Origin of the sequence: Erwinia sp. S43, assembly GCF_016624745.1 — a bacterium.
Taxonomy (GTDB): Bacteria; Pseudomonadota; Gammaproteobacteria; order Enterobacterales; family Enterobacteriaceae; genus Erwinia; species Erwinia coffeiphila.
Map to the genome: position 1 here is coordinate 377,697 of NZ_JACVTX010000001.1, position 25,068 is coordinate 402,764.

The following is a 25,068-nucleotide window of genomic DNA, read 5'->3' on the forward strand; positions in this document are numbered from 1 at the left end:
GCACTATTAAGTGCAATATTGCACTAATGAGTGCAATTCAATTTATTCTATTAACTGTGAAGAATCCATCAATGTCCGACATTACTAACCAGAAGCATGAGGATCTGCCTTTGCTGAAGAAGATTTTGCTTGCTGTTGCATGCGGAATTACCGTGGGCAACGTGTACCTTTGCCAGCCGCTGCTGGACCTTATCGCTAAGAACATGGGAGTGACAGAGAGTTACGCTGGCATGGTTCCGGTAGGGGCTCAGATAGGATATGCATCAGGTATCCTGCTTGTTCTGCCACTTGCGGATGTCGTGCCGACCCGACGTCTTTTGCGAGCACTGCTTTTGCTTACAACTGTTTTTCTACTCGTTGCTGCCTTCTCTCCGTCCCTTCCAGTGCTCATTGCAGCCAGCATTGCTCTTACTGCAACGACGGTGGTGCCTCAAATCCTGATTCCGGTTGTTGCCTCCTTTGTGGCCCCGGAACGAAGAGGACGCATAATTGGAACCCTCCAGACAGGTCTTATACTGGGTATTTTGCTGTCGAGAACGGTATCAGGCTCTCTGGCTCAATGGACTGAAAGCTGGCGCTCCCCCTACTTTTTGTGTGCAGTCCTGACCTCCATGCTGATGCTTGTTGTTCCTGGACAGTTACCTGAAAAGAAAAAAACCGGTCAAAAAGGGGGATATTTAAGCCTGCTTCGTTCACTCGTACCCCTATTGCAGCATAAGCCACTTGTGCTTTCAATGATGCTTGGCTTCCTGGTCTTTGGCGCATTTTCAGCTTTCTGGGCAACGCTCGCATTTCATTTGGCGAGTCCCGCCTTCGGCCTTGGCCCGGCTGCTGCAGGATTATTTGGACTGTATGGCGCACCAGGCGCATTAATGGCTCCTTTCGCGGGGCGTCTGTCAGACCGCCTGGGAACGTTTGCCGTCAATCTCCTTGCACTACTAGCTGTCATGCTTGCATTCCTGATTGCTGGGATCGGCGGAATGACATTTTTAATCGCACTAATTGTGGCTGTGAATCTTCTGGATTTTGGCCTTCAGAGTGGACAAATTGCTAATCAGACAAGAATTTTTAAGCTTGGAGATGATATTCGTGCACGAGTCAACACACTGTACATGGTAGCGACATTCTCTGGTGGCGCGATAGGTTCTGCTATTGGCGCACAAGCATGGAGTTTAGCTGGCTGGAAGGGTGTCTGCTGTGTGTCAATTATTATGATCAGTCTGGCAACAATTATTTTGATCATAAACCGCAAGAAAAATTAGTTTGTTCACTTATATTTTAAGAGTATAGCGAGAAAAAAATGACTCCACTTTTGTATTTAGACCTGAACGACGCGCACCGAATGACGGAATCATCGATAAAAGCCGCACAAGAGATGAAAATTTCGGTGAGCGTATGTGTTTTAGATCCTGCTGGGCATGTTATCTGTCTGGCAAGAATGGATGGCGCTTCATTTCAGACGCCTGATGTAGCCAAAGGAAAAGCATTGACGTCGGCGATGATGAAAAAAGCGAGTGGTATCATCGAAACTGCCACATTAGAGCGTCTCAGCTTCACAAGTTTTAATGACGGGCGATTGCCGATTCAGGGCGGGCTACCTGTATTCTCAGGTGACCAGCTGGTTGGTTCAATAGGGATTTCTGGTGGCACTCCATTCCAGGATGAAACCATCGCTAAAGTTGGAGTTAACGCGTTCTAATGGATTATTTAAAAATAAATAATGATTAAATTAATTTTTAAACAGTTATCGACAAGAATGCATATAGCTTGAATTTTCTGATAACAATATAAAACTTTGCGTATTTTTCAAATGAACTCACCAAAATCATTTAAAGAGGAATTAAGGATGAGCCACATCACAGTTATTGCCTTCCCCGTTTCACCTGTAGGAAAAGAAGATGAACTGATGGAGCAATTCAGTAAGCTTGTTTCATCAACGCGGCAAGAACCTGGATGTCTAGAGTTTCGCGTTCATCGCCACCCTAAAATTGCTAATCGCTATGCCGTTTATGAGAAGTTCAAAGATCAGGCGGCTTTCGACATGCATTTAAAATACCCCCACACCATCGAATTTATTGAGTGGATTCAAGAAAGCGGAACAGTTCTCACTTTTGAAAACTGGAATGAAGAGATTTTGTGAATTTATTTTAGTATTTGACTGCGTTAAGTCATGCCTAAATCAATGGGATATGAATAAAAATAAAAGCCGCACTTTTTCAGCTTTTAACTTAACGCTAGTTCAAGAACTACTCTTTCGATACAGGGCAACTGATCCAGCGAGAATCAATAAAAAAGAGCCACTGATTCGGTTCATCCATCTGATGCCGTTTGTTTTCCAGAGTGTAACAGACTTTTTACCCAGCATTGCATAGCCCAGCATCGCTACCACATCAATAAAGACTATCACTGCCGCTGATCTCCTCCCAATATCCATACCAGGTTAAATCAGAGATCCGGGACTGTTTGCAGACTTCGGACAAATTCTGCCGGAGTCTGGTTATTTAACGATGAATGCGGCCGGTACTGGTTATATTCCTGTCGCCAGTGTTCGATCTTTTCCTGAGCATCTTCCAGTGATAGGAACCAGTTCACGTTCAGACACTCATCCCGCAGGCTGCCGTTAAATGACTCCACCAGGGCGTTATCCGTGGGCTTTCCGGGGCGTGAGAAGTCCATCGTTACCCTGTTTTCATACGCCCAGCGATCCAGCGTTTTCGAAATAAATTCGCGCCCGTTCTCCGTCTGCAGTCGCTGTGGCACTCGCTGCTGTGTCTGTCTGATCCGTTCCATTACAGCGACCACATCGTCACCGCGAAGCCCCTGGCCTACCTCGATCGCCACGCATTCACGACTAAAATTATCGACTACACTCAGAGCGCGTATCCGACGCCCGTTGAACAGATTATCAGCAACGAAGTCCATGCTCCAGCACTGATCCACACCGGTTACGACCGGACGCGCACGTCTGTGCCTGGCCGTCACGTGCCGCCGCGGCCTTTTTGCCCGCAGGTTCAGCCCCTCCAGGCAGTAAATCCGGTGGGTTTTCTTGCGGTTAACCAGCCAGCCTTCACGCCGCAGCAGAATATGAATACGCTGCGCGCCGTAACGAATGCGGGTTTCTGCAATCTCCCGTATCCGCTGCGTGAGCGCCCGGTCATCGCGGCAACTTCGGTAGTTGTAGACCGTGCGACTCTGCATCATCAGCCGGCATCCCCTGCGAACCGCGATGCGGTACGCCGCCAGCAGGTACTCGACCGCTTCGCGTTTCTGCACCGGCCTCAGAACTTTTTTCGGATGACGTCCTGCAGCATTTCCTTATCCAGGCTGAGATCGGCGACCAGCCGTTTCAGGCGGTGGTTCTCTTCTTCCAACTGGCGCAGGCGGCGCAGCTCCGTCACCCCCATGCCGCCAAACTTTTTCTTCCAATTGTAAAACGTGGCTTCAGAAATCCCCATCTTTCTGCACACTTCCTCCACCCGGGTGCCGGTTTCGGCCTGTTTCAGCGCAAAAGCGATCTGTTCTTCGGTATAACGGGTCTTTTTCATAACGGACTGGCCTCTTTGTTTGATAAAAGAAAGACCGGATACTGTAGTTTAGACCGGTACTGATTACAGGGAAGAGATCACCGCCAGGCTGGCGTATTGCGGCAAGGCGGGCTGAGATGTACTGACGAACTGAGGAAGCAGTGCGGTCATAAAGATGTAATATTTTGGATTGCTCATTGCGACAAAAAAGCTTTTCAGGAAAAGCGATCGACGTGCCGGAGTTGTTACTTCTGTATCGCCTGGTAAAGAAGTATCAGAAGAAAGCAACATCCGCAGGCCGATATAAGCTAGCCATGCAGCACCTACCCATTTCAGAGTGACAAAAAGCGTCTCTGAAGCAGCAAGTACAACACCAAGTCCCAATCCTACCAGTGCTACAAGAAGGACATCCGCAGCTGCTGCGCCAAGAATTCCCCAGGAAGCCCGTCGGATCCCAAAGCGGGCTGCGTTATTGAGTGCAAGCAGAACGGTCGGGCCGGGAGTTATAATTCCGGCGGACTGGAGTGACCCCGAGCCCGTAGACAAATCTGCCCTATATTTTGAGCATAGGAGGAGTTTATGGGCACAACACGATTTACCCCTGAGTTTAAGGAAGAAGCTGTCCGCCAGATCACCGAGCGGGGCTATTCCGTTGCCGACGTTTCTGAACGCCTGGGCGTCTCGCAACACAGCCTCTACAAATGGGTTCGTTCCATAAAACCCGATGCCAGCGGGCATCAGGCACAGGGCTGCTGTTGCAGCCCTGACAACCTTAGACTTCAATCGATTCAGAGATCTCTAACGCATCATCTACTTCAATGCCCAGATAACGGACTGTGCTTTCCAGCTTCTTATGGCCCAACAGAAGTTGGATCACCCGAAGATTCTTGGTTTTCTTGTAGATCAGGTAAGGTTTTGTTCTTCTCATGGAATGAGTGCTGTAAAGCGAATCTTCGAGACCAAGCTTTTCTACCCACCCATGAAAGATCCGGTTGTATTGACGTGTTGATATGTGCTGGTTAGTTCCGGCCCGAGACCGGAACAAGAAGTCTTTACTGCGCAAATTGCCAAGCTTTATCAATGCAGCAACAGCTTCTCTTGTCCCTTTGGTTATCTCAAATTGCACAGGGTTACCGGTTTTCTGTTGCAACACCGTTGCTCTGCTTGAAACCGAGTTACCATATGCCACATCAGATACTTTGAGTTTGACCAGATCACAGCCTCGAAGCTTACTGTCCAGGGCCATATTGAACAGAGCTAAATCGCGCGTTTTACCTTCCAGTTCAAGCCGGATTCGGATCCCCCAGATATGCGATATCTGAAGTGGTCTTTTTTGGCCGATGATACGATCTTTGTTCCACGGTGACGTGTTCATACTCAAATCTCCTGCAATGTGGGAGATTTGAGTATGGTTGTCCCTTATGAGCGATCAGCGGACGTTAGCCTTGGTTGAAACTGATGCTCATCGACCACTTTACTGTTTCCATCGCACCGCATACCCATCTCTGAAGCTATTCGTCTTAAGTACGCCTAAATGCTGTATTAACTTTTTTCTTTACTAAAATAGATTACGATCATACTCTATTTTTAAATTAACGGTGCTTACACCATCTAATTGAGAGGAAAGACATGACCAACCCGGTATATGAACCCGAAATCACTGCATTACTGTGCATCGATCTGTATAACGATTTTCTGGCCCAAGGCGGAAAACTCTTCCCCTGGGTGAAGGAAATCGCAAAAGAAAACAACATGCACGAGAACCTGCGCAAAATTGTGGCTGCTGCTCGCGAGGCTGGTATTACCGTTTACCACGTTCCGCACCATCGTTGGGAACCGGGCGATTATGAAGATTGGAAATATCCTTCACCTTATCAGTTGGGGGCCGGGCAACGTCAGGCATTTGCAAAAGGAACCTGGGGAGGAACCTTCCATGATGACTTCAAGGTACATGAAGGCGATGTGGTCGCAACTGAACACTGGGGATCAAGCGGTTTCCCAAACATTGATCTTGAGCACAAACTGAAGCGCTATGGTAAGGAGAAAATTATTTGCGTGGGCCTTTTAGCCAACACCTGTCTTGAGGCCACCGCACGCATAGGTATGGAACTTGGTTTCCACGTTACCCTGGTGAGAGATGCAACATCTGCCCGTTCTCACGAAGCCTTACATGCTGCGATGGATATCGATGGCCCAACATATGCTACCGAAGTTCTCACCACTGAGGAGTTAGTAGACGCAATCAAAAAATCCGCCAGCTCGCAACTGTCCATAGCTTAAGTACATGTGGGGAAACCAGAAGGTTTCCCGCATTCACTGACCTTAAATCACAAGAGATCCAGAACAGCCTTTCTGATTCGAGTTGAAAATTCTTGGTCACTACTCAGCTCACTTAAATAATTAGCCCCGACCATTGCTGCAAACTTCACAAGATCACTTTCTTCGTATCCACTCGATTTGATTGTGCCCGCAAATACCTGAAACAGATTTTTGATGCCTGTAGTGCAATCTTCCGCGAGTAAAGGGTTATCTCCTTTCATCAGGTCATTACCAAAGGCAAGCATGGGGCAACGCTTATCTGTCGGCTTTGGCGTGAAATAATATTGGGCTAACTCATACTGCGGGTTGCCACCTTGCTCTAAGGAAACTTTGCTCCAGCTGGCAGTGGATGCGTCAAACGCGAGGTTCGCAGCTTCCCGCGCCAGACTCTCTTTGGATTCAAAATGCTTATAAAATCCACCTGCGGTCATTCCTGCAGCTTTCATGATGTCTGAAACGCTAACATTAGCGATGCCATTAGCCCTGAAAAGGCCGCTCGCCTTTTCCACAATCAATGCACGATTAGTTTCGGCCTTAAGTTTGGTTGAACGTCCCATGACCACCTCATAATAGATTTTAATCGTAATCTATTTTACCACGATGGCCTTAAATACTCTCGTTTGTATCCTTTAGAAGGAAGTTCATTACTTCCGCTTCTGGCACAAAGCGGACTCCCCTATCTGATACTCCCCAGCAAAACTGATTCGCCATCCATGTCAGTTAACAACCGTCTCTCGCCTTCCTAAACATTCCTTTCAATTCATCCATCGTATCACCGCGCAAAAGATAATTCAGCTAGATGAATCTACCTGGAGAAGATGACCAAAACAGTAAAGATGACCGCGCTAAGAAATCCAGAGCAATCACGCATAAACCCAGTCCATCGTAAGTATCAGAACTGGCGTAGAAATTGCCGAAAATAGCGTGGTCAGAAGCATGCTTGTCGCAGCCGGTCCGGTCAGAGCGTTAAACTGCTGGGACATAAGATACACGTTCACGCCCACCGCCATTGAGGCCAGCAGCACCACCACTTTACTCTCCAGCGGCGGCAGGCCCAGCAGCCATGCCAGTCCCCAAACCACCAGCGGATGCACTACCAGCTTGATCGCGCTCAGTACGCCGCCAATGGCCAGGCCGTCTTTAATGCGATAGCACGCCAGGCTCATACCCAGCGCCACCAGCGCCAGCGGCACGGCAATCTGGCCGAGCATGGATACAGGCTGGTCAATCATCTGCGGCAGCGGCAGCCCGGTCAGGCTGAACAGCGTGCCGCTGAGGATGCCGATAATCAGCGGGTTGCGCAGCACGCTGACTGCCGTTTTACCAAAGCCCTTTACGCTGAGCGAGCCGTGCTTGAACCACTCTACCGAAACGGTTGCCAGCGTCCACAGCAGCAGGCCGTTAAACACCAGCACCAGCGCCACCGCAGGAATAGCCTCGTCACCAAGCATCACGCGTGCAATCGGCAGGCCGAGCAGAACGTTATTGGAGAAGATACCGCCCAGCGCAAACACCGAACCGGACACGCCATCAAGGTGGAACATCCGGCTGGCAATCACCCTGCCGAGAATAAACACCAGCAGGCAGCCACCAAAGAACGCCAGCAGCAGGCGGGCATCCACCGGCGGGCCGCTGCTGAAATCGCACATCAGGCGGAACAGCATCGACGGCAGCGCCACGCGAAACACCAGCCGGTTCATCGCTTCGGTAATGCTTTCAGGCCAGCGCCGCCAGCGCACCAGCAGCCAGCCGAGGCCGATCAGCACAAACAGAGGGATCGCGATAAGAAACTGGTGCCACAGCGAACTGCCGAACGCTAACATAAAAATCCTTGATGAAGGTTAGATCAGCCGCGCTGCCCGCAGTTCACTTTTCAGATAGGCGTAGTAAACCGGTGCCGCCACCACGCCCGCCAGCCCGAAGGCAGATTCAAACACCAACATCGCCAACAGGATTTCCCAGGTTTTGGCGCTGATGCGGGTGCCGAAAATACGCGCGTTGATAAAGTACTCCAGCTTGTGGATGAGGATCAGATAGACCAGCGCAATCAGCGCCGCCTCAAGCGAGATGGAAAGCCCGATCAGCACGATCACCGTATTGGAAATCAGGTTGCCAATAATCGGCAACAGCCCGGCAATAAAGGTCAGCACCACCACGGTTTTGGCAAACGGCAGATGCAGGCCGAACAGCGGCAGGATGCCAAACAGGAAACCGCAGGTCAGCACGGTATTGACCAGCGAGACTTTGATCTGCGCGAACACCACATTATGGAAGGAGTCAGCCAGGGTACGCAGGCGGTCGAGCATCGCCTCTTTCAGCGGCGCGTCGTCGCTGCGGAGCTTGCTGTTGCGCAGAGAGATAATTGCGCCAAGCAGCATGCCGATCAGCATAGTGGCAAAGGTGTGGGCGGCGCTGCGGCCGAAGGTCTGCACCACCACCAGATGCTCGCGCAGCCAGGTGATCACCTTATGCTGAAGTTCATCTATGTCCGCAGGCAGATAACGGGTCACCACCGGCGACAGGGTATGTTGAGCATCCTCAAGGATTTTGGTGGCGGTAGCGTGAAACATCGCCGGGTTCTGGAAGTCGTGCAGCAGAAAGCTAATCAGTTTGGTAATGCCGGTAACCAGTCCGAGGATAATCACCATGCTGAGGAATAAGATACTGATCCAGCGGGCAATCGGTCCTTTCACCAGACGTTCAATGTACGGGGTCATCGCCAGAATGATTTCATAGACGATGAACCCGGCCAGGAAACACGGCAGCAGCCGCAGAGGGAAAATGGCAAACAGCGCGATAAAAATCAGCCCATAGCTAACGGTCTGGCACCACTGCGTTTTGATGGCATGACGAATTTCCATGACGTACCCTGTCTGAAAGAAGAAAAGTAATGCGAATTCAGACAGTATACTATGCCATCACGCTATGGTGCTGAATTAACGACGATGTGCCAAGCTTCTTACCAGTCGGTCGCCGGTCATTTGCACAACCTGCACCAGCGCAATCAGCACGACCACGGTGGCAATCATCACCGGCTGATTAAACCGCTGATAGCCGTAGCGAATCGCCAGATCGCCCAGCCCGCCGCCGCCGATCACCCCGGCCAGCGAAGAGAAACCAATCAGCATCACCACCGTCAGCGTCACACCGGCCAGCAGCGCGGGCAGCGCCTCCGGCAGCAGTACCTTGCTGACCACGTGCCAGTCGTTGCCGCCCATGGAGAGCATCGCCTCGATGCGCCCTTTCGCCACTTCATCCAGCGCGCTTTCTACAATACGGGCGAAAAACGGCACCGCGCCGATGGTGATCGGCACAATCGCCGCGCTGCTGCCGAGCGTGGTGCCGACAATAAAGCGGGTTGTCGGGATCAGCGCAATCAGCAGCACCAGAAACGGCAGCGAACGGCCAACGTTAACTATCGCCCCTACAACCACATTCACACGCGGCAGCGGCAGAATGCTATCGCGACGGCTGATAAACAGCAGCACGCCCAGCGGCAATCCAATCACCAGGGTAAACAGCCCGGAAAAACCGACCATATACAGCGTTTCCAGGGTTGCCTGTAGCATCAGCTGCCACAGGTCTTCAAGGCTCAGGCTACCGCGCACAGTGGACCTCCTTCAATACCGTGTCGTTGCAGGAAGCGGCGTTCGCTCTCCGCATCGTGCAGTAGCGCGTTTCGCAGTAAAGAATCCTGCTGCCGCAGCAGCGTGCTCAGCGCACCGCTCTCCCGTAGTCGCCCCCGCTCCAGCAGCGCGGCGTGATCGCAGATTGATTTCACTACCTCCAGCTGGTGGGTGATCATCACAATCGTCAGGCCAAACTGCTGATTAATTTGTTGCAGCAGCGCCAGCACCGAGGCGGTGGTTTCCGAATCCAGCGCGCTGGTGGCTTCATCACACAGCAGGTAATCGGGCCGGGCCGCCAGCGCGCGGGCAATCCCCACGCGCTGCTGCTGCCCGCCGGAAAGCTGTGACGGCCAGGCGGTCGCTTTTTCACTTAGCCCCACCAGCTCAAGCAGTTCGTTCACCCGCTGCTGGCGCTGCGGGCGTTTCACCCCGGCGATCTCCAGCGGCACCGCGACGTTATCGGCCACGGTTCGCGAATGCAGCAGGTTGAAATGCTGAAAAATCATCCCGCTGCGCTGACGCTGCTGCCGGAGCGCGCGAGGCGTCAGCGCAGTGATATCCTGGTCGTCGATCAGCACGCGCCCGGACGTTGGCCTTTCCAGTAAATTAAGACAGCGGATCAGCGTACTTTTTCCCGCACCGCTGCGGCCAAGAATGCCGTAGATTGCCCCATCGGGGATAACCAGTGACACATCATCCAGTGCCGGGGGTTGCCCCCCGGCGTAAATTTTACTGACCTGCTCCAGGCGAATCATTTTATTTACCCGCTACCGGGATCACCGATCCGCGATAGTTCTGCTGAATAAAATCGGCCACCTCTTTTGACTCCAGGTCCTTCGCCAGCTGGCGAATACGCGGATCATCAGCCAGTTTTGGCGTGGTCGCCAGAATGTTGGCATATGGGTTGTTGGTAGCGCTTTCCAGGCCCAGCGCATCTTTCGATGGCGTCAGCCCCGCTTCCAGCGCGTAGTTGCCGTTGATCACCGCCAGGTCAACGTCATCCAGCGCGCGTGGGATCTGCGGTGATTCCACTTCCAGAATCTTCAGCTTTTTCGGGTTTTCGGCGATATCTTTCGGCGTTGCCTGATCCTTCGACGGATCGTTATAGCCCGCTTTCAGTTTGATCAGCCCCTGTGCCTGCAACAGATACAGCGCACGGCTCAGGTTGGTGGTGTTGTTCGGTACGGCGATGGTTGCGCCTTCCTTCACATCCTTCAGGCTTTTCACCTTACGGGAATAGATGCCCAGCGGTTCGATATGCACCGTGGCGGCCACGGTGAATTTCTGGCCCAGCGCTTTTTCCTGGTCACGCAGATACGGCACGTGCTGGAAATAGTTGGCATCCACATCACCGTGCGCCAGCAGCTCGTTGGCGTTCACGCCGCTGCTCAGCTCGATAATTTTAAGATCCAGCGACGGATCGAGTTTTTTCACAAAGTTGAGGATCTCGGCGTGTGGCACCGGGTCGGCAGCCACGCGCAGCGGTTCGGCAGCGTTAACGCTGAAAGCCATCGCCACGGATAAGGCAATCCCTGAGAATGATAAAGCAGCAAAACGTTTGTTCATTGTTGTTCCTTAAATCAGGCTGTGTGTTGAGGTTGTTGTTGTAATAATTCGTTGTACCAGCGCTGCGCCACATCGGGATGGGAACGCAGACGCCCTTTCAGGTAGTTCCAGCCCACGTCGCGCAGCAGCGGATTGAGCGGGTCGCTGGCCGGGCCAAGCGCCAGTCGGGCAAGCGGTTCAGGCAGATTAAACACCGGCACCACCGCATCGAGCTGCGCACCGAGGAAGAAGGCGATCGACAGGCGATCCTGATCCTCAGGCGGTGCGACCACGCGGTGCACCGTGGCACGCAGATAGCCGTTGCTGGCCAGCTCCAGCAGTTCACCAATGTTCACCACAAAGGCACCGTTCAGCGGCAGGGCATCTACCCACTGGTCAGGAGCCACTTCCACCTGCAAACCGCGCTGCTGATCCTGCAACAGGAAGCTGAGGAAGCCGGAGTCTTTATGCGCGCCCACGCCCTGGCTCGACGTTTCCGCCGTCTGGCCCGGATAGCGGATCAGTTTGATATGTTCGTTTGGTTTATCGCCGTACAGGGAATCGAAGGCGTCGGGAGCCAGTTCCAGAGCACGGGCAAAGGCACGCAGCAGGCGCAGCGACATGGTGGTCATCGCTTTTTGCCATGCCAGCAGCACCGGTTTCAGCTCCGGCAGCGCTTCCGGCCACAGGTTCGGCCCCTGCAGGCGTTTCCAGCCTGCGTCGCCGCTATCCAGCGGCAGCGGCTCGCGTTCCGCTCCGACGTCGAACTGCTCGCGCCAGTCCGGCTGGCTGCGCGTCAGTTCGGAACCCGCGCGGTTGTAGCCGCGAAAATGCGGCGAGTGGATCATCGCCACCTGCTGCTTGTCCGCCTCCGACAGCGCAAAGAAGCGGCGGGAAAGCTGCTGCACCTGTGCCGACAGCTCGGCATCAATGCCGTGGTTGATCAGATAAAAGAAGCCGACGTCGCGGGCGGAACGGCCCAGCTTGTCGAGGAAGGCCTGTTGCTGCTCGGCGGTGCCGTCCAGCTGCGACAGGTCAAGGATCGGTAACGATGTAATCTGGCTCATGAAAATTCTCTGCGTCGGGTTATGAAGCGTTTTTTATTTGTTGATTACTGACCAGCGCAGCAACCTGCAGCTGGCCGGGGGTAATGTCATGGTTAAACAGGCCGGTGGAGAGATAGCTCAGGCCGCTGTCCGCCAGCACCACCACGATGCGTTTGCCGTGATTTTCAGGCCGCAGCGCCACCGCACGAGCGGCATGCAGTACGCCACCGGCGGATTCGCCGATCAGAATGCCGTCGCTGACCGCCACTTCGCGGGCGGCGGCAGTTGCCTGCCAGTGCTCCACTGGGAAGGCCTCATCGACGATGCTGCGGTCGAGGGTTGGCGGAACGCGCTCCGGCAGCACCTCGCTGAAGGCATGCACGCCGGTTAATTCACGCTGCTCAGGGCGATCTGCGGTCGGAATAGAATGCGGGCCGGGCTCAACTGCAATCACCTGAATCGCCGGATTGTGCTGCTTCAGATAGCGGCCGATGCCGGTCACCGTGCCGCCGGTGCCCACCGCGGCAATAACGATATCCACCTGCCCTTCGGTCTGCTGCCAGATTTCCGGACCGGTGGTGCGATAGTGCGCCGCCGGGTTGGCCGGGTTTTCCAACTGGGCGGTATGAAAGACGTTGGGCTGGCGATTAATCACGTTTTCCGCCAGCCAGCGTGAGGCGGCAACAAAATCGCCGTCGCTCTGCTCCAGCACCTCGGTAAAGCCTTCGATCTGGCTGAAGGGGATCACTTCTGCCCCCAGCGCGCGCAGGATCTGGAAGCGCTCTTCGCTCAGCTTGTCGTGCAGATAGACGCGGAACGGATAGCCTTTCGCTGCGGCTATTGCCGCCAGCCCGATGCCGGTGTTACCGCTGGTCGAGTCGGCGATGGTATCGCCCGGTTTGAGTCGGCCACTGCGTTCAGCTTCTTCAATCATCGACAGCGCGATACGATCTTTCACGCTGTGGTTAGGGTTGAAATACTCCAGCTTGGCGAGGATCTCCGCAGGCAGTTCAAACTGCTGACGAAAGCGCGACAGTCGCAGCAGCGGCGTGTTGCCCACCAGCTCGGTAATGGAATTATTAATGGTCATTATCAGCATCCTCGGTCACTTCAGTGGCTTCAGCACCCAGCAGCGCCAGCGCTTTCGATCGCAGCGCGATCAGGCGCGGATCATTGCGGCGGCGTGGGTACGGCAGATCGACATGAATAGTTTCAATAATTCTTGCCGGGCGTGGGCTGAAGACCACCACCCGGTTCGCCATCAGCAGGGCTTCTTCAACATCGTGAGTCACCATCAGCGCGGTAAAGCGCTGTTCGCGCCACAGCTCCACCAGCTCGTGCTGCATACGAATGCGGGTCAGCGAATCCAGCTTGCCCAGCGGCTCATCCAGAATCAGCAGTCGCGGATGGTTAACCAGCGCCCGGGCCAGCGCCGCTCGCTGCGCCATACCGCCCGACAGCTGATGCGGCCAGGCATTAGCAAACTGACTGAGGCCCACTTTTTCCAGCGTCTGGTCGATGCGTTCGCGCCCTTCCGGCGTCAGCTTGCCCTGGGTTTGCAGGCCGATGGCGACGTTGCGCCACACCCGGCGCCACGGATAAAGCGTCGGGTCCTGAAACACCACCACCCGGCTGGGATGCGGCGCGGTTAGCGGCTGCCGATCTTCAAAGATCTCGCCCTGAGTTGGATGATCCAGGCCAGCCACCAGCCGCAGGAGGGTTGATTTCCCGCAGCCGGACGGCCCCAGCAGCGCAACGAATTCCCCCGCATCAACCTTCAGAGACACATTGTCTAAAACCGCCAGGCTCTGCCCGTCGAGATGAAAAGCATGGCTGACCTGATTGATGGTTAATTCAAGCCCGAAGGCCGTATCCAGTTGTTCTGCCAGTGACATCGGTTCACCTCATTTATCCGTAATACGCTGACTATTCCGTTTTTTTTACCGCGCGTGAAATATCAATAGTGGCAAAGGTTTACAGCCCGGTGGATAACGCGAATTCGCAATTGAAAATGAGGGATTGTTATTTTGGCGATGTAAAAAAAATTGCCATAGTGCGGACATAATTCAGTCAACAGGGATAACAAGCATGACGATTTCACGTGGGATTTCACGGCGTAGTTTTATTCAGACTCTGGGTGTGGTGGGTGCAGGACTGGTGGCAGCACCGGCGTTACCGGTGTGGGCAGCGGGTGATGACACCAGCAAGTTAACCACCGTTAAGCTGGCCTGGGGCCAGACGGCGGTGTGTCAGTCGCCGATTTCAGTCGCACTGAAGCAGGGGTTCTTTAAAAAGTACGGTCTGAACGTTGAGCCGGTGAACTTTAGCGGACCGACGGATGCCCTGCTGCAGGCGATTGCCACCGGTCAGGCGGATGGCGGTATTGGTATGGCGCTGCGCTGGCTGAAACCGCTGGAACAGGGCTTTGATGTCGATCTGACCGTCGGGACGCACGGCGGCTGTATGCGCCTGCTAACCAGCAAAGACAGCGGCATTAAAAGCGTGCGCGATCTGGTAGGGAAAAACGTGGCGGTGACCGATCAGGCCAGCCCGCTGCGTAACTTCTTTGCCATTCAGCTGGCAAAACTCGGCATCGATCCCGACACCCAGGTGAACTGGGTGCAGTACCCGGCCGACCTGTTCGGCGAGGCGCTGCGCAAGGGCGAAGTGCAGGCGCTGGCGGCGGACGATCCTCAGGGCTGGCTGATTAAAAAGCATGACGGCCTGATTGAAGTGGATAACAACCTGAACGGTGAATATCACAACCTCGCCTGCTGCGTGCTGGGGCTGCGCGGTTCGCTGGTACGTGAACAGCCGGAGGTGGCGCGAGCCATTACCCAGGCGATTATCGACGCGCAGCAGTGGACGGCGGATCACCCGGCAGAAACCGCGAAGATCTTCGCGCCGTTCGTGCCGGGCAACGTTTCGCCGGATGATATCGCTGCCATGCTGCGCGAACACACCCACAACCATCACTCCACCGGCGAACAGCTGCGCAAGGAAGTGGTGACCTATCTGAACGAGCTGAAAACCATCAAGGTGATCCGCGAAGATACCGACGCACAGCGCTTCGCAGCTCACTATGTGCCTGACGTGCTGCCTGCTGCTCCGGCGCACCAGCATTCAGCATAAGGAGGAAGTATGTCCAGTGAAACCCTGACGCCACCGCGGACAGCCAGCCGCTCCGCATCGGTCCGGCTTAACCCGGCGCTGATCCTGGCGGTTTTTGCCTGGTGGGGTCTGGTGGCACTGATGATTTACTGGCCGGATAAGCCGGTGGGGTTCGCCCCACCGCGTTTTGTTGCTGAAACGCACCGGGTGTTTTTCATCCTTGCTGCCGCACTGACGTTGATCGTGCTGTTCGGTCGCCTGCTGGCGATCTCTAAGCTTCTGGCTCCCCTGCAGCGCGGCGGGCGCTGGCTGGTGGCGCTGGCGATCCTGATCGGCATCTGGGAGGCGGCAACCGCCAAGCTGGCCCTGCTGCCTGCCCCGTTCTTCGCGCCGCCGCGTGCACTGGTTGAAGCCTGGGCCACGGACTGGTTCCGCCTGGGTGACAGCGTGCTGAATTCGCTGCGTCTGCTGGCGCTGGGGTTTGTTTTCGGCAGCGTCACCGGCTTTATTACCGGAGTGGCGATCGGATGGTCGCGAGGCCTGGGCTACTGGGTGCATCCGCTGCTGCGCTTCCTCGGCCCGGTGCCATCGACCGCGCTGCTGCCGCTGTCGCTGTACTTTTTCCCGTCCAGCTTCTCCGCTGCCGTATTCCTGATCGCGCTGGCCACCTGGTTCCCGGTGACGGTACTGACCTGGTCGGGCGTCGCCAGCGTTGACCAGCGCTACTACGATGTGGCGCGCACGCTGGGAGCCAACACACTGTTTCTGGTGCTGCGCGTGGCGGTGCCGGCATCGCTGCCACAGGTGTTTGTCGGGCTGTTTATGGGGCTGGGCGCATCATTCTCGGTGCTGGTGGCGGCCGAAATGATGGGGGTGAAGTCGGGACTGGGCTGGTATTTACAGTGGGCTCAGGGCTGGGCGGCCTATGCCAATATGTACGGGGCGCTGATTGTGATGGCCCTGCTGTTCTCGTCGCTGATTAGCCTGCTGTTTGCCATTCGCGATCGTTCACTGGCTTGGCAGCGCGGAACGGTGAAGTGGTAGGACATTAACACTGCCGGCGGTGGAGCGGAATTCCGCTCCGCCTGCCAGCAATAACACTATCAGGCGTGAGCAGCGATCTGAACCTGGCGGCGCCATGCGCCCGGTGACTGACCAAACTGACGTTTGAAACTGCGATTAAACGACTGCTGCGAATCAAAACCAAAACTGATAGCGACATCCAGAATCGGCTCACCGCCCCTGGCGAGGCGTTCAGCGGATTTTTTCAGGCGACGTTCACGAATATACTCACCCAGCGCATAGCCGGTATGCTGCTTAAACATCCGCTGTAAGTGCCACTTCGAATAGCCCGCGCGATCGGCAACGGTATCTAAATCCATCTTCCCTTCAATATGGGTATCGATCCATTTTACAAGATCGTTAATAAAATCATCATGGCTCATCGGTCTTCCCCTGATGTTGTTAAATTTGGTGTTGTTATCAACCTGATGTGCCCCGACCTGATTCTCGCTGAGAGTAAAAGGCAACTATGATGAGTGCACTTAACAACGGTAAGACAACGCCGATTTTAATGCAAGTTTTATTGTTGCATTAAATGCTGTTTAAATCGTAATTCATCCATTATTAGCGACTACAGACGGGCAAAACTTAAATCAGAAAACGTCATTAACCCGCAGCGATACCGGCCTGCGGGAGGGAATTTTTAAGAGGAAAAAATCAGGAGGCGCAGCGCGCTTCGGTGTCGGTCCAGTCTCGCTGCATAATTTCACGCAGCGCATCGGCAACGGTACGCCGGGCCAGCACATCAAGGGACGCCTGCTCGGCCTCTTTCGCCAGCTCTTTAAAAAAGCGGCAGGCGTTAGCACTGACCACGCAGCGCGCCGGGACTTCCGGTCGGCTGGCCATCAGCGGCTTATCATTGGTCACCGAGGTGTAGATTTCACACAGGGTAATCTGCTCTGCCGGGCGACCAAGACGAATGGTGCCACAACGGCCCAGCGTGGAAACAATAATACCGTCGCGAGTCAGCGGCACCATCAGTTTACGTACGAAACTCGGGTTGGCGTCGAGGCCATCGGCGAGAATCTTGCTGGTGCAGCGCTTATCCTCGCTATCCGCCTTGGCAATGCAGAGCACCATTTGCAGGGCGGTAGGAAAACGATTATCAAGCATGATGTGATCCTGGCTTTTTGCCGTCCATCTGCGGATGAAACACTGGAATAAAAAGCATTAAAAATCAGTTAACTATAAAATACATCAGGCTAATAATATAACAAACCTGGTTACACTTTTGAAGCCGCTCACTAAGCACTATGGGCTATTGGTTCTATCATAATGATTTGACGGGAAATATTGTCGGGGTGCCGAACAGCACCCCGTTAGATCAGGCCTTATTTTCCTGTAAATAGCGATAAATTACCGAGAGGTCTTTCTCACCGTATCCGGCATCGACCGCCTTCTGCCACAGAGCGGCGATAGTTTCCAGGCCCGGCATCGCGGTATCGCCTGCGGCCTCCAGCGCCAGTCGTGCATCCTTCAGCGCCCAGATCAGATGCATCTGCGGTGGATACTCGCCCCCGGCAATCATCGCCAGCTTGCCTTTCACATACGGGGCAGCCAGCGGACCGCCGTCCAGCACCTGCCAGAAATCATCCGGCGAGAAGCCCAGCTGTTCGGCCAGGCGGGTACTTTCCGCCAGTCCTTCCACCATGGAAACCAGCCACGCATTGGCGACCAGCTTCATTTTTGAACCGGCACCGGCTTCGCCCAGCCATTTCGCCCCTTTGGAGATCGCGGCAAATACCGGCTCGATGGCCGCCGCACGCTGACGATCGCCGCTGGCGAGGATCAGGATCTGCGCATTCTCCGCGGGTGCCTTGGTGCCGGAAACCGGAGCGTCAATAAATACCGCATCCGGGCGACGCTGATTAAATGTCGCAATTAACTGCTCTGTTGCCGCAATGCCAATGGTGCCCATCTGGCAGACCACCGCGCCCTGTTTCAGCTGCGGTAAGACATCATTAAGCACCGCCTGGGTGGTGTCGCCGTCAGACAGCATGGCAATCACCACATCGGCGGATGCCACCGCCTGCTCCGCACTATCGGTCAGCTGTAACCCCGCCGCCAGCAGATCCTCACCGCGCGCCCGGGTTCTGTTCCAGCCAAAAACGGTAAAATCATTTTTCAGCAGATTGGCGGCAAAGGCGTGCCCCATTGCGCCAAGACCCAGCACGGCAACCGTTGGACGTTGATTCATCAGTGTGACTCCCTGTTAAATGAAAACGGCGACATAAGCATGTCGCCTGACCCGTCCAGGGTAACGCAAAATAACAGGGAATGGGGACTTTTCTGCGTAATATGGCGACTCAGTCTTCAGGTATTTTTCTGCTAACCAGAGTGTCTCCGTCGTTATCCGTCATTTTCTACTCAACCGAGCAGCTCAGTCAGTAATACTACGCAGCGCAGCGGCACTCTCTTCATCGTTAGGAATGTACACCAGCAGGCGATCGCCATTGCGCGGTGCCGACCACCAGTTATTCTGCCTGAGCGTCATCATGCCGGTCCTGGGATGATAAAAACGCTTCACCTGATTATCTATGGCACGGATTTCATAGCGCGGCCACAGGTCGCGAAACTCTTCGGACTCCGCCATCAGCCGCTCCAGCAGCGCCTGCCAGCGGGGATCGTCGAGGTGATCCGCCATCTGAGTGCGAAACAGCGCCACCATATGCGGCATCAGAACATCCTGATCGGCAATCGCCGCGCGCCACTGCGGGTGGGTAAACGCCAGCAGAATGCAGTTGCGATCGGCCTGTGGAATGGTTTCCAGTTCAACGTTCATCAGCCGACACCATGCCGGGTTGTAGCCGATGATATCGAAGTGCAGCGACTGAATAATTGCCGGCAGCGGATTCAGGCTGTCCAGCAGGATCTGCCCGTGGGCGGAAACGGTGGCGCAGGTTTTCGCCGCTACCGAGGCGGGCGATGCGTGCCCGGCCAGCTGGAACAGATGCTGAGTTTCCGCTTCGTTACACTGTAACGCAGTAGCAATCGCCGACAGGGTTTTGGCCGAGACGTTAATTTCGCGCCCCTGTTCCAGCCAGGTGTACCAGGTTACGCCGACATCGGCCAGCTGTGCCACCTCTTCCCTACGCAGGCCAGGGGTTCGGCGCGGGCGATGATGCGGCATGCCGAGGCGAATCGGGTCCAGGTTTTCACGACGGCTGCGCAGGAAGGTGGCCAGCAGCTGACGGTTTTTTTGCGCCGTGCTGGCGGGCAGCTGGATCTCACTCACGGGTTTTCTCCTCGTTGACGGGTAGCGCCAGTACTATGATAAGCAGGATCTGGTACCCGTTTAAATTTTCCCTGATGCTATGCCCGGTCACTGATTAACACAAGGGTTATGCAAGATGAAAAGCGGGATTGATTCCACCACACTGGGGCAAGGCGGGCTGATTGTGCTGCTGGCGGGTCAGCTGTTGCCAATGATTGATTTTTCCATCGTAAACGTGGCGCTGGACGCCATGTCCGCCACTCTGCATGCCAGCCCTATCCAGCTTGAGCTGATCGTTGCCGTTTACGGTATTGCCTTTGCCGTCAGTCTGGCGATGGGCGGCCGCCTGGGCGATAACTTCGGTCGCCGCCGGGTGTTCAGTACCGGTGTATTGCTGTTCGGCATTGCCTCACTGATCTGCGGTATTGCTCCCAACGTCTGGGCGCTGCTGCTGGCGCGCGCGTTGCAGGGTATTGGCGCAGCGCTGATCGTGCCGCAAATTCTTGCAACGCTGCACGTCACCCTGCACGGCCGCGAGCACTCCCGGGCGCTGGGGCTGTACGGCGGCATTGGCGGAATGGCATTTATTATCGGCCAGGTACTCGGTGGATTCCTGATAAATGCCGATCCCGGCGGCTACGGCTGGCGCAGCGTTTTTCTGATCAACATCCCGCCGTGCCTGGCGATCCTGCTGCTGGCTCCGCGCAGTATTCCCGAGACACAGAACGACCGCCGCGTTGCCATTGACTGGCCCGGCACGCTGTATCTGGTCGGTGCGATTGGCTGTCTGCTGACCGCGCTGGCGCTGGGGCCGCTGCTGCACTGGAGCTGGCCGTGCATTGTGCTGCTAGTGGCCTTCCCCCTGCTGCTAAGCCGACTGTGGCGCGTTGAGCAGGCACTCGAAAAACGCGGCGGTGCGCCATTGCTGCCCCCGGCACTGATGCGCCTGCACGGCGTGCGTTTTGGCCTGATCATCGCGGTACTGTTTTTCTGCTGCTGGAGCGGGTTTATGTTCGTGGTGGCGCTGACCCTACAGTCCGGCCTTGGGCTGAGCGCCTTCCAGTCAGGAAACGCCTTTATCGCGCTCGGCGTCGCCTACTTTATCAGCTCCCTGCTTTCCGCACGGGTGGTTGAACGGCTGGGTAAGGTTCCCACATTGATTACCGGCTGTGCGATCCAGATGACCGGGCTGCTCGGTCTGGCGTGGACGTTTAATCACGGCTGGCCGCACGTGGGTATTGCGCAGTTAATTCCGGCAACCGCGCTGATTGGTTTCGGTCAGGCGTTTATCGTCAGCTGTTTCTTCCGCATCGGGCTGGCGGAAGTGCCAAAAAGCCATGCCGGAGCGGGAAGCGCAATGCTGTCAACGGTACAACAGGCGGCTTTCGGCCTTGGCCCGATGGTGCTGGGTGCGGTATACAGCCACGGGCTACTCTCAACAGGAAATTACCAGCACGCCGTACTGTCCTCACTGGGCACCGAGTGGGCAATCATGCTGATACTGGTTATCAGTGCGGTTATTTTGCGACGCGGCACAACTCAGGGAAATGCTAACGTTCAGGGAAGCGCACCGTCGTTAAAGCCTGCCGTTTGCGCTGCCAGGGATAAAGCGGAGTGATATCGGGGAGTTTAAGGACAACCGGTGGTTTACAGGCCGGGTAAATGACAAATGACCAGGCGGATTACACTGAGCGATCCGCCTGGCTTAACGCCAGATATCTCACGGAGAAGCATAAGGCTGACGCTTCGAAAAGCTTTCAGGCTTTCAGGCTTTCAGGCTTTCAGGCTTTCAGGCTTTCAGGCTTTCAGGCAGGCATTTTTATCGCCTGCTTACTGGACAACCCACCTCGCCTCAACCTGCTGCGCAGGATGGAAGCGCAGTCGGCTGCCGCTCATCGTCCAGACTTCAATACTCTGCGGCGTGGTACGGATCATCGCCAGTTTCACCAGGTTGCCAAACTGGCACAGCTGATGGTTAAGAGTCAGCTGACGTGCTGGAATGCTCATCTCATTGTTCACTTTGCACAGTCCTCGCGCCATAAGTGTTAATTCACTGCGCGAAATATTAGCAAATTGTGCTGTAAAAGGCTTTGAGCTGGATCAACAATTGAGAACCAGAGCCAACTGGCTCAAGAGTATAAAAAAATCTGCATAAGCCCGCTGTTAAAGTCAGAAAATTGAACGACCGATGCGGTCGGCCAGCAGTTCCAGCGCGGCGGTGCCCGCCAGCGAATTACCGGAAGTATCCAGCTCCGGCGACCAGACCGCGATACTCATTTCACCCGGAACAATCGCGATAATCCCGCCGCCCACGCCGGATTTGCCCGGCATGCCGACCCGCCACGCAAACTCGCCGGCACCGTCGTACATCCCACTGGTGACCATCAGCGCGTTGATCTGCCGGGCCTGTTTTGGCGTCAGCAGCGGTTCGCCCTGCCCCAGGCCTCGCCCCTGATTGGCAAGATATAAAAAGCAGCGCGCCAGTTCGCCGCAGCTCATGGTCATCGCGCAGTAGTGAAAATAGGTCTGTAACACCGTCTGAACGTCATTGGAGAAATTACCAAACGACTTCATCAGCCAGGCAATTGCCGCGTTTCGTGCAGAATGATCGAACTCAGAACGGGCAACGTGGCGGTCGTAATGGATATCCGGCTGCTGCGTCAGAACCCGTACCAGTTCCAGCATGCGCTGGCGAGGCGCGGTCAGACGAGTCTCCAGCATATCGCACACCACCAGCGCCCCGGCGTTAATAAACGGGTTACGCGGTTTGCCCTGCTCCAGTTCCAGCTGTAACAGCGAATTAAACGGCTGACCGGACGGTTCTTTCCCCACCCGCTGCCAGATTTCACTGTCCTGATAACGCGTGAGGGCCAGAGTCAGAGAAAGCACTTTGGAGATCGACTGAATCGAAAAACGCTCATCCGCATCGCCCGCCTGATAAAGCGTGCCGTCCAGCATACAAACCGCAATTCCCAGCCGATCGGCGGGCACGTCGGCCAGCGCAGGAATATAGCTGGCCACTTTACCCTGACCAATTAGCGGCCTCACCTGTTGCAGGATCTCCTCCAGCAGGACATTATTCAGAACGCTCACGATATCTCTTCCTCGACGGCTGCCTTTACGGCCTGATTTTCTTCGCGATTCTGCGGCCTGGCAGACCAAAGGTCAAACCCGCTCAGGCGGAACTGCGATGACGGACGGTAATAGTAAAGGATTAATTGATTCGCTTAAGTTATATATAAATTCTGATTTACAAATTTATTGAATTTTCTGTTTCATCTGTCACATAAATAAAAGACAATATCCCTACTAAATTTATGATCCATAATTTGGATTAACACTTCATCAACACATCGTTAACTTCAATAATGCATCCAAACACTGTTTCTCGTAAGACCGCATGGCTACGCGTAGTTATGCTGGCTATTGCTGCGTTTATTTTTAACACCACCGAATTTGTTCCGGTCGGCCTGCTGTCTGATATTGGCGAAAGTTTCTCAATGCAGACGGCACAGGTTGGCCTGATGCTGACCATCTACGCCTGGGTCGTGGCACTGATGTCGCTGCCGATGATGCTGTTAACGCGCAACGTTGAGCGCCGTTTTCTGCTGATGGTGATTTTCACCCTGTTTGTTGCCAGCCATGCGCTCTCTTCCGTGGCGTGGGATTTCACCACCCTGGTGGCTTCCCGCATTGGGATTGCCTTTTCGCACGCCATTTTCTGGTCGATTACCGCATCGCTGGCCATCCGCGTTGCCCCGTCGGGTAAAAAAACCCAGGCGCTGAGTATGCTTGCCACCGGTACGGCGCTGGCGATGGTGCTTGGCCTGCCGCTCGGCCGCATGATCGGCCAATTGCTGGGCTGGCGTATGACCTTCGCGGTGATTGGCGTGGCGGCGCTGGTAACCATGGCGCTGCTGTTTAAGCTGCTGCCTAAACTGCCGAGTGAGCATACCGGTTCGTTAAAAAGCGTGCCGATGCTGTTCCGTCGCCCGGCGCTGGTGTCACTCTATTTGCTGATTGCCGTTACGGTGACCGCGCATTACACCGCCTACAGCTATATTGAGCCGTTTATTCAGAGCGTCGCGGGATTAAGCGGCGGGTTCACCACCTTCCTGCTGTTAATTTTCGGGGCCGCAGGCATTGTTGGCAGTATTCTGTTTAGCATGTTCGGAAATAAATATCCGGCCAGCTTTTTACTCGGTGCGATCCTGTTAATTAGCGTGTGTATGCTGTCACTGTATCTTGCCGCCACGCACGATCTGGCCATCTCCACCCTGTGCATCGTCTGGGGCATGGCGATGATGATCATTGGCCTGGCGGTTCAGGTTCGCGTACTGGCACTGGCACCGGACGCCACCGACGTGGCGATGTCCCTGCTGTCGGGGATCTACAATATTGGTATCGGCGGCGGCGCACTGCTGGGCAGCCAGGTCAGCGTGCATCTGAATATGGCCAGTGTCGGCTACGTCGGCGGTGCTATCGGCGTGCTGTCGCTGTGCTGGTGCGCGTGGAGCATGAAGCGTTACCCGCAGCTGAGAATCAACGGCTAAATTACTACCCGCGTTAACGATCAAAACGACAAAGCCCCTGACCGGCATGAAAACGGTCAGGGGCTTTTTGTTGATAAGCGGTCAACGGCGATTCAGGCGATCGACAATAAAATCAACCGTCGCCTGAACTCGCTTCGCCCGCTGGCTTCTTGGCAGGTAGTAAAGACAGACCGCCGGAAAGGTCGGCCAGTAGTTATTCATCACCGGCTGCAAATGCTCGTAGCCAGACATATTATCCCGCAACGGTTCAAACAGTCTGCCGATGCCAACGCCATCAGATATCGCATCGCGAACGGTATCAATATCATTGCAGATCATCGCATTATCCATATCGGGCGATATCGTCACACCGTGACTTTGCAGGATAAGCTTTGAAAGGCGCTTCGAAGTACCGAAGCGATAGGTGATCAGCCGGTGTGTCGCCAGCTCCTCCGGAGTGGTCGGCGTGCCGTGGTGCGCCAGATACTCATCTGAAGCATAAAGCCCCATTCTGAACGGCGGGAAAATTTCTCGGGCCACCATCCCTTCGCTCACCGCATTGCCAAACCGAATGCCCAGGTCGAATCCCTCCTCGACCAGGTTGACGCTGCCGTCATTGACCGAAACCTCCAGCTGGATATTTGGGTAAGTGCGATAAAAATCGGCCAGCAGCGGGCGGAGAATCAGCTGCCAGGCAAAGCGCGGCAGCGTAATGCGCACCGGGCCGGAGGGCGCGCCGCTACTATTCAGCACCTCTTCCAGCGCCGTATCCAGCTCGGCCATCGCACCTTCCGTTCGCTTTAACAGCGCCATACCGGTCTCGGTCAGGCTGATTTTTCGTGTGGTGCGGGCAAACAGCGGCACGCCGGTTTTCTGCTCCAGCAGGCGCAGGGATTTGCTGACCGAAGGCACGGTGACGCCGAGCTTGCGCGCCGCTGCAGAAATGCTCAGTTCACGTGCAATAGTGTGAAATACCGCCAGCTGGCCGTAGGTTGTGGTGTCCATTATTAACTTTGAGTTAACAGTTCAGGTGATAAAAGCAGTCTACTCCGCATTCGACGATTGTCCTACATTACCGACTGCCAA

At 55.0% G+C, this 25,068-nt stretch carries 27 protein-coding genes and 1 pseudogene; 9 read left to right on the forward strand and 19 right to left on the reverse strand.

The features are described 5' to 3' along the window. Positions 1-26: 26 nt before the first annotated feature. The 3 genes from IBT47_RS01845 to IBT47_RS01855 all read left to right on the forward strand — a co-directional run bounded on the left by IBT47_RS01845 (position 27) and on the right by IBT47_RS01855 (position 2,140). The gene (locus tag IBT47_RS01845) at positions 27-1,262 is read left to right on the forward strand and encodes an MFS transporter (RefSeq protein ID WP_234471638.1); all 1,236 of its coding nucleotides are present in this window, start codon (positions 27-29) and stop codon (positions 1,260-1,262) included. A gap of 38 nt (positions 1,263-1,300) precedes the next feature. Then, complete coding sequence (locus IBT47_RS01850) at positions 1,301-1,699, forward strand: heme-binding protein (RefSeq protein ID WP_200558908.1); 399 nt, start codon at positions 1,301-1,303, stop codon at positions 1,697-1,699. 147 nt (positions 1,700-1,846) lie between these two features. Further along, the gene (locus IBT47_RS01855; protein WP_200558909.1) at positions 1,847-2,140 is read left to right on the forward strand and encodes a putative quinol monooxygenase; all 294 of its coding nucleotides are present in this window, start codon (positions 1,847-1,849) and stop codon (positions 2,138-2,140) included. Between the two features lie 305 nt (positions 2,141-2,445). On the opposite strand, the gene IBT47_RS01860 is transcribed toward IBT47_RS01855, so the two are convergent. Both IBT47_RS01860 and IBT47_RS26930 read right to left on the reverse strand, forming a co-directional pair. After that, positions 2,446-3,545, reverse strand: a protein-coding gene (locus IBT47_RS01860; protein WP_200558910.1) for an IS3 family transposase whose coding sequence is annotated in 2 segments (ribosomal slippage) — positions 2,446-3,284 and positions 3,284-3,545 — 1,101 coding nt in all. Because the reading frame shifts where the segments join, the coding sequence is not laid out codon by codon here. A gap of 63 nt (positions 3,546-3,608) precedes the next feature. After that, positions 3,609-4,070 carry a LysE family translocator gene (locus IBT47_RS26930; RefSeq protein ID WP_234471660.1) on the reverse strand — a complete coding sequence of 154 codons (462 nt, stop codon included), beginning with the start codon at positions 4,068-4,070 and terminating at the stop codon, positions 3,609-3,611. A gap of 33 nt (positions 4,071-4,103) precedes the next feature. Between IBT47_RS26930 and IBT47_RS01865 the strand changes: the two are divergent. Then, positions 4,104-4,271: pseudogene (locus IBT47_RS01865) on the forward strand (transposase); the annotation flags it as partial. A gap of 25 nt (positions 4,272-4,296) precedes the next feature. On the opposite strand, the gene IBT47_RS01870 reads toward IBT47_RS01865, so the two are convergent. Further along, entirely contained in the window at positions 4,297-4,899 is a 603-nt protein-coding gene (locus IBT47_RS01870) for a site-specific integrase (RefSeq protein ID WP_200558911.1), read from the reverse strand. 254 nt (positions 4,900-5,153) lie between these two features. Between IBT47_RS01870 and IBT47_RS01875 the strand changes: the two genes are divergently transcribed. Continuing rightward, positions 5,154-5,804: an isochorismatase family cysteine hydrolase gene (locus IBT47_RS01875; protein WP_200558912.1), complete on the forward strand. Its 651-nt coding sequence runs from the start codon at positions 5,154-5,156 to the stop codon at positions 5,802-5,804. Between the two features lie 47 nt (positions 5,805-5,851). On the opposite strand, the gene IBT47_RS01880 is transcribed toward IBT47_RS01875, so the two are convergent. The 9 genes from IBT47_RS01880 to IBT47_RS01920 form a co-directional block, all read right to left on the reverse strand. Then, positions 5,852-6,400 (reverse strand): TetR/AcrR family transcriptional regulator, encoded by a 549-nt coding sequence (locus IBT47_RS01880; protein WP_200558913.1) that lies wholly within the window; start codon positions 6,398-6,400, stop codon positions 5,852-5,854. A gap of 306 nt (positions 6,401-6,706) precedes the next feature. Then, complete coding sequence (locus tag IBT47_RS01885; protein WP_200558914.1) at positions 6,707-7,666, reverse strand: AEC family transporter; 960 nt, start codon at positions 7,664-7,666, stop codon at positions 6,707-6,709. A gap of 18 nt (positions 7,667-7,684) precedes the next feature. Beyond that, a complete protein-coding gene (locus IBT47_RS01890; RefSeq protein ID WP_105593746.1) occupies positions 7,685-8,704 on the reverse strand; it encodes an AI-2E family transporter in 1,020 nt (339 codons plus the stop codon). Between the two features lie 75 nt (positions 8,705-8,779). Next, the gene (locus IBT47_RS01895; RefSeq protein WP_244913756.1) at positions 8,780-9,451 is read right to left on the reverse strand and encodes a methionine ABC transporter permease; all 672 of its coding nucleotides are present in this window, start codon (positions 9,449-9,451) and stop codon (positions 8,780-8,782) included. Further along, positions 9,436-10,227, reverse strand: a complete 792-nt coding sequence (locus IBT47_RS01900; RefSeq protein ID WP_200546890.1) for a methionine ABC transporter ATP-binding protein — start codon at positions 10,225-10,227, stop codon at positions 9,436-9,438. Before IBT47_RS01900 ends, IBT47_RS01895 begins: the two co-directional genes overlap by 16 nt. Position 10,228: 1 nt before the next feature. Beyond that, the gene (locus IBT47_RS01905; RefSeq protein ID WP_370569501.1) at positions 10,229-10,984 is read right to left on the reverse strand and encodes a MetQ/NlpA family ABC transporter substrate-binding protein; all 756 of its coding nucleotides are present in this window, start codon (positions 10,982-10,984) and stop codon (positions 10,229-10,231) included. Between the two features lie 68 nt (positions 10,985-11,052). Beyond that, positions 11,053-12,084 (reverse strand): isopenicillin N synthase family oxygenase, encoded by a 1,032-nt coding sequence (locus IBT47_RS01910; protein ID WP_200558915.1) that lies wholly within the window; start codon positions 12,082-12,084, stop codon positions 11,053-11,055. Between the two features lie 19 nt (positions 12,085-12,103). Beyond that, positions 12,104-13,153, reverse strand: coding sequence for a PLP-dependent cysteine synthase family protein (locus IBT47_RS01915; RefSeq protein WP_200558916.1), 1,050 nt, complete (start codon positions 13,151-13,153; stop codon positions 12,104-12,106). Then, positions 13,143-13,958, reverse strand: coding sequence for an ABC transporter ATP-binding protein (locus IBT47_RS01920; RefSeq protein ID WP_200558917.1), 816 nt, complete (start codon positions 13,956-13,958; stop codon positions 13,143-13,145). Before IBT47_RS01920 ends, IBT47_RS01915 begins: the two co-directional genes overlap by 11 nt. Positions 13,959-14,151: 193 nt before the next feature. Between IBT47_RS01920 and IBT47_RS01925 the strand changes: the two genes are divergently transcribed. Then, complete coding sequence (locus IBT47_RS01925) at positions 14,152-15,195, forward strand: ABC transporter substrate-binding protein (protein WP_200558918.1); 1,044 nt, start codon at positions 14,152-14,154, stop codon at positions 15,193-15,195. A gap of 9 nt (positions 15,196-15,204) precedes the next feature. Beyond that, complete coding sequence (locus IBT47_RS01930; protein WP_200558919.1) at positions 15,205-16,218, forward strand: ABC transporter permease; 1,014 nt, start codon at positions 15,205-15,207, stop codon at positions 16,216-16,218. Positions 16,219-16,277: 59 nt separating this feature from the next. Here IBT47_RS01930 and IBT47_RS01935 read toward each other — a convergent pair whose 3' ends face one another. The 4 genes from IBT47_RS01935 to IBT47_RS01950 all read right to left on the reverse strand — a co-directional run bounded on the left by IBT47_RS01935 (position 16,278) and on the right by IBT47_RS01950 (position 19,471). Next, complete coding sequence (locus tag IBT47_RS01935) at positions 16,278-16,619, reverse strand: helix-turn-helix domain-containing protein (protein WP_105593739.1); 342 nt, start codon at positions 16,617-16,619, stop codon at positions 16,278-16,280. 274 nt (positions 16,620-16,893) lie between these two features. Further along, complete coding sequence (locus IBT47_RS01940) at positions 16,894-17,349, reverse strand: Rrf2 family transcriptional regulator (protein WP_105593738.1); 456 nt, start codon at positions 17,347-17,349, stop codon at positions 16,894-16,896. Positions 17,350-17,560: 211 nt separating this feature from the next. After that, complete coding sequence (locus tag IBT47_RS01945; protein WP_200558920.1) at positions 17,561-18,433, reverse strand: NAD(P)-dependent oxidoreductase; 873 nt, start codon at positions 18,431-18,433, stop codon at positions 17,561-17,563. Positions 18,434-18,616: 183 nt separating this feature from the next. Continuing rightward, entirely contained in the window at positions 18,617-19,471 is an 855-nt protein-coding gene (locus IBT47_RS01950) for a helix-turn-helix transcriptional regulator (RefSeq protein ID WP_200558921.1), read from the reverse strand. Between the two features lie 115 nt (positions 19,472-19,586). On the opposite strand from IBT47_RS01950, the gene IBT47_RS01955 reads away from it, so the two are divergent. Further along, positions 19,587-21,068 (forward strand): MFS transporter, encoded by a 1,482-nt coding sequence (locus IBT47_RS01955; RefSeq protein WP_200558922.1) that lies wholly within the window; start codon positions 19,587-19,589, stop codon positions 21,066-21,068. A gap of 212 nt (positions 21,069-21,280) precedes the next feature. Here IBT47_RS01955 and IBT47_RS01960 read toward each other — a convergent pair whose 3' ends face one another. Further along, positions 21,281-21,457: a hypothetical protein gene (locus IBT47_RS01960; protein WP_200558923.1), complete on the reverse strand. Its 177-nt coding sequence runs from the start codon at positions 21,455-21,457 to the stop codon at positions 21,281-21,283. A 162-nt stretch (positions 21,458-21,619) separates the two neighbouring features. Further along, complete coding sequence (gene glsB, locus IBT47_RS01965) at positions 21,620-22,546, reverse strand: glutaminase B (RefSeq protein ID WP_200558988.1); 927 nt, start codon at positions 22,544-22,546, stop codon at positions 21,620-21,622. Positions 22,547-22,818: 272 nt separating this feature from the next. Between glsB and IBT47_RS01970 the strand changes: the two genes are divergently transcribed. Next, positions 22,819-24,003: a sugar transporter gene (locus IBT47_RS01970; protein ID WP_105593733.1), complete on the forward strand. Its 1,185-nt coding sequence runs from the start codon at positions 22,819-22,821 to the stop codon at positions 24,001-24,003. A gap of 81 nt (positions 24,004-24,084) precedes the next feature. On the opposite strand, the gene IBT47_RS01975 is transcribed toward IBT47_RS01970, so the two are convergent. After that, positions 24,085-24,987 (reverse strand): LysR family transcriptional regulator, encoded by a 903-nt coding sequence (locus tag IBT47_RS01975; protein WP_200558924.1) that lies wholly within the window; start codon positions 24,985-24,987, stop codon positions 24,085-24,087. Positions 24,988-25,068: the final 81 nt, after the last annotated feature.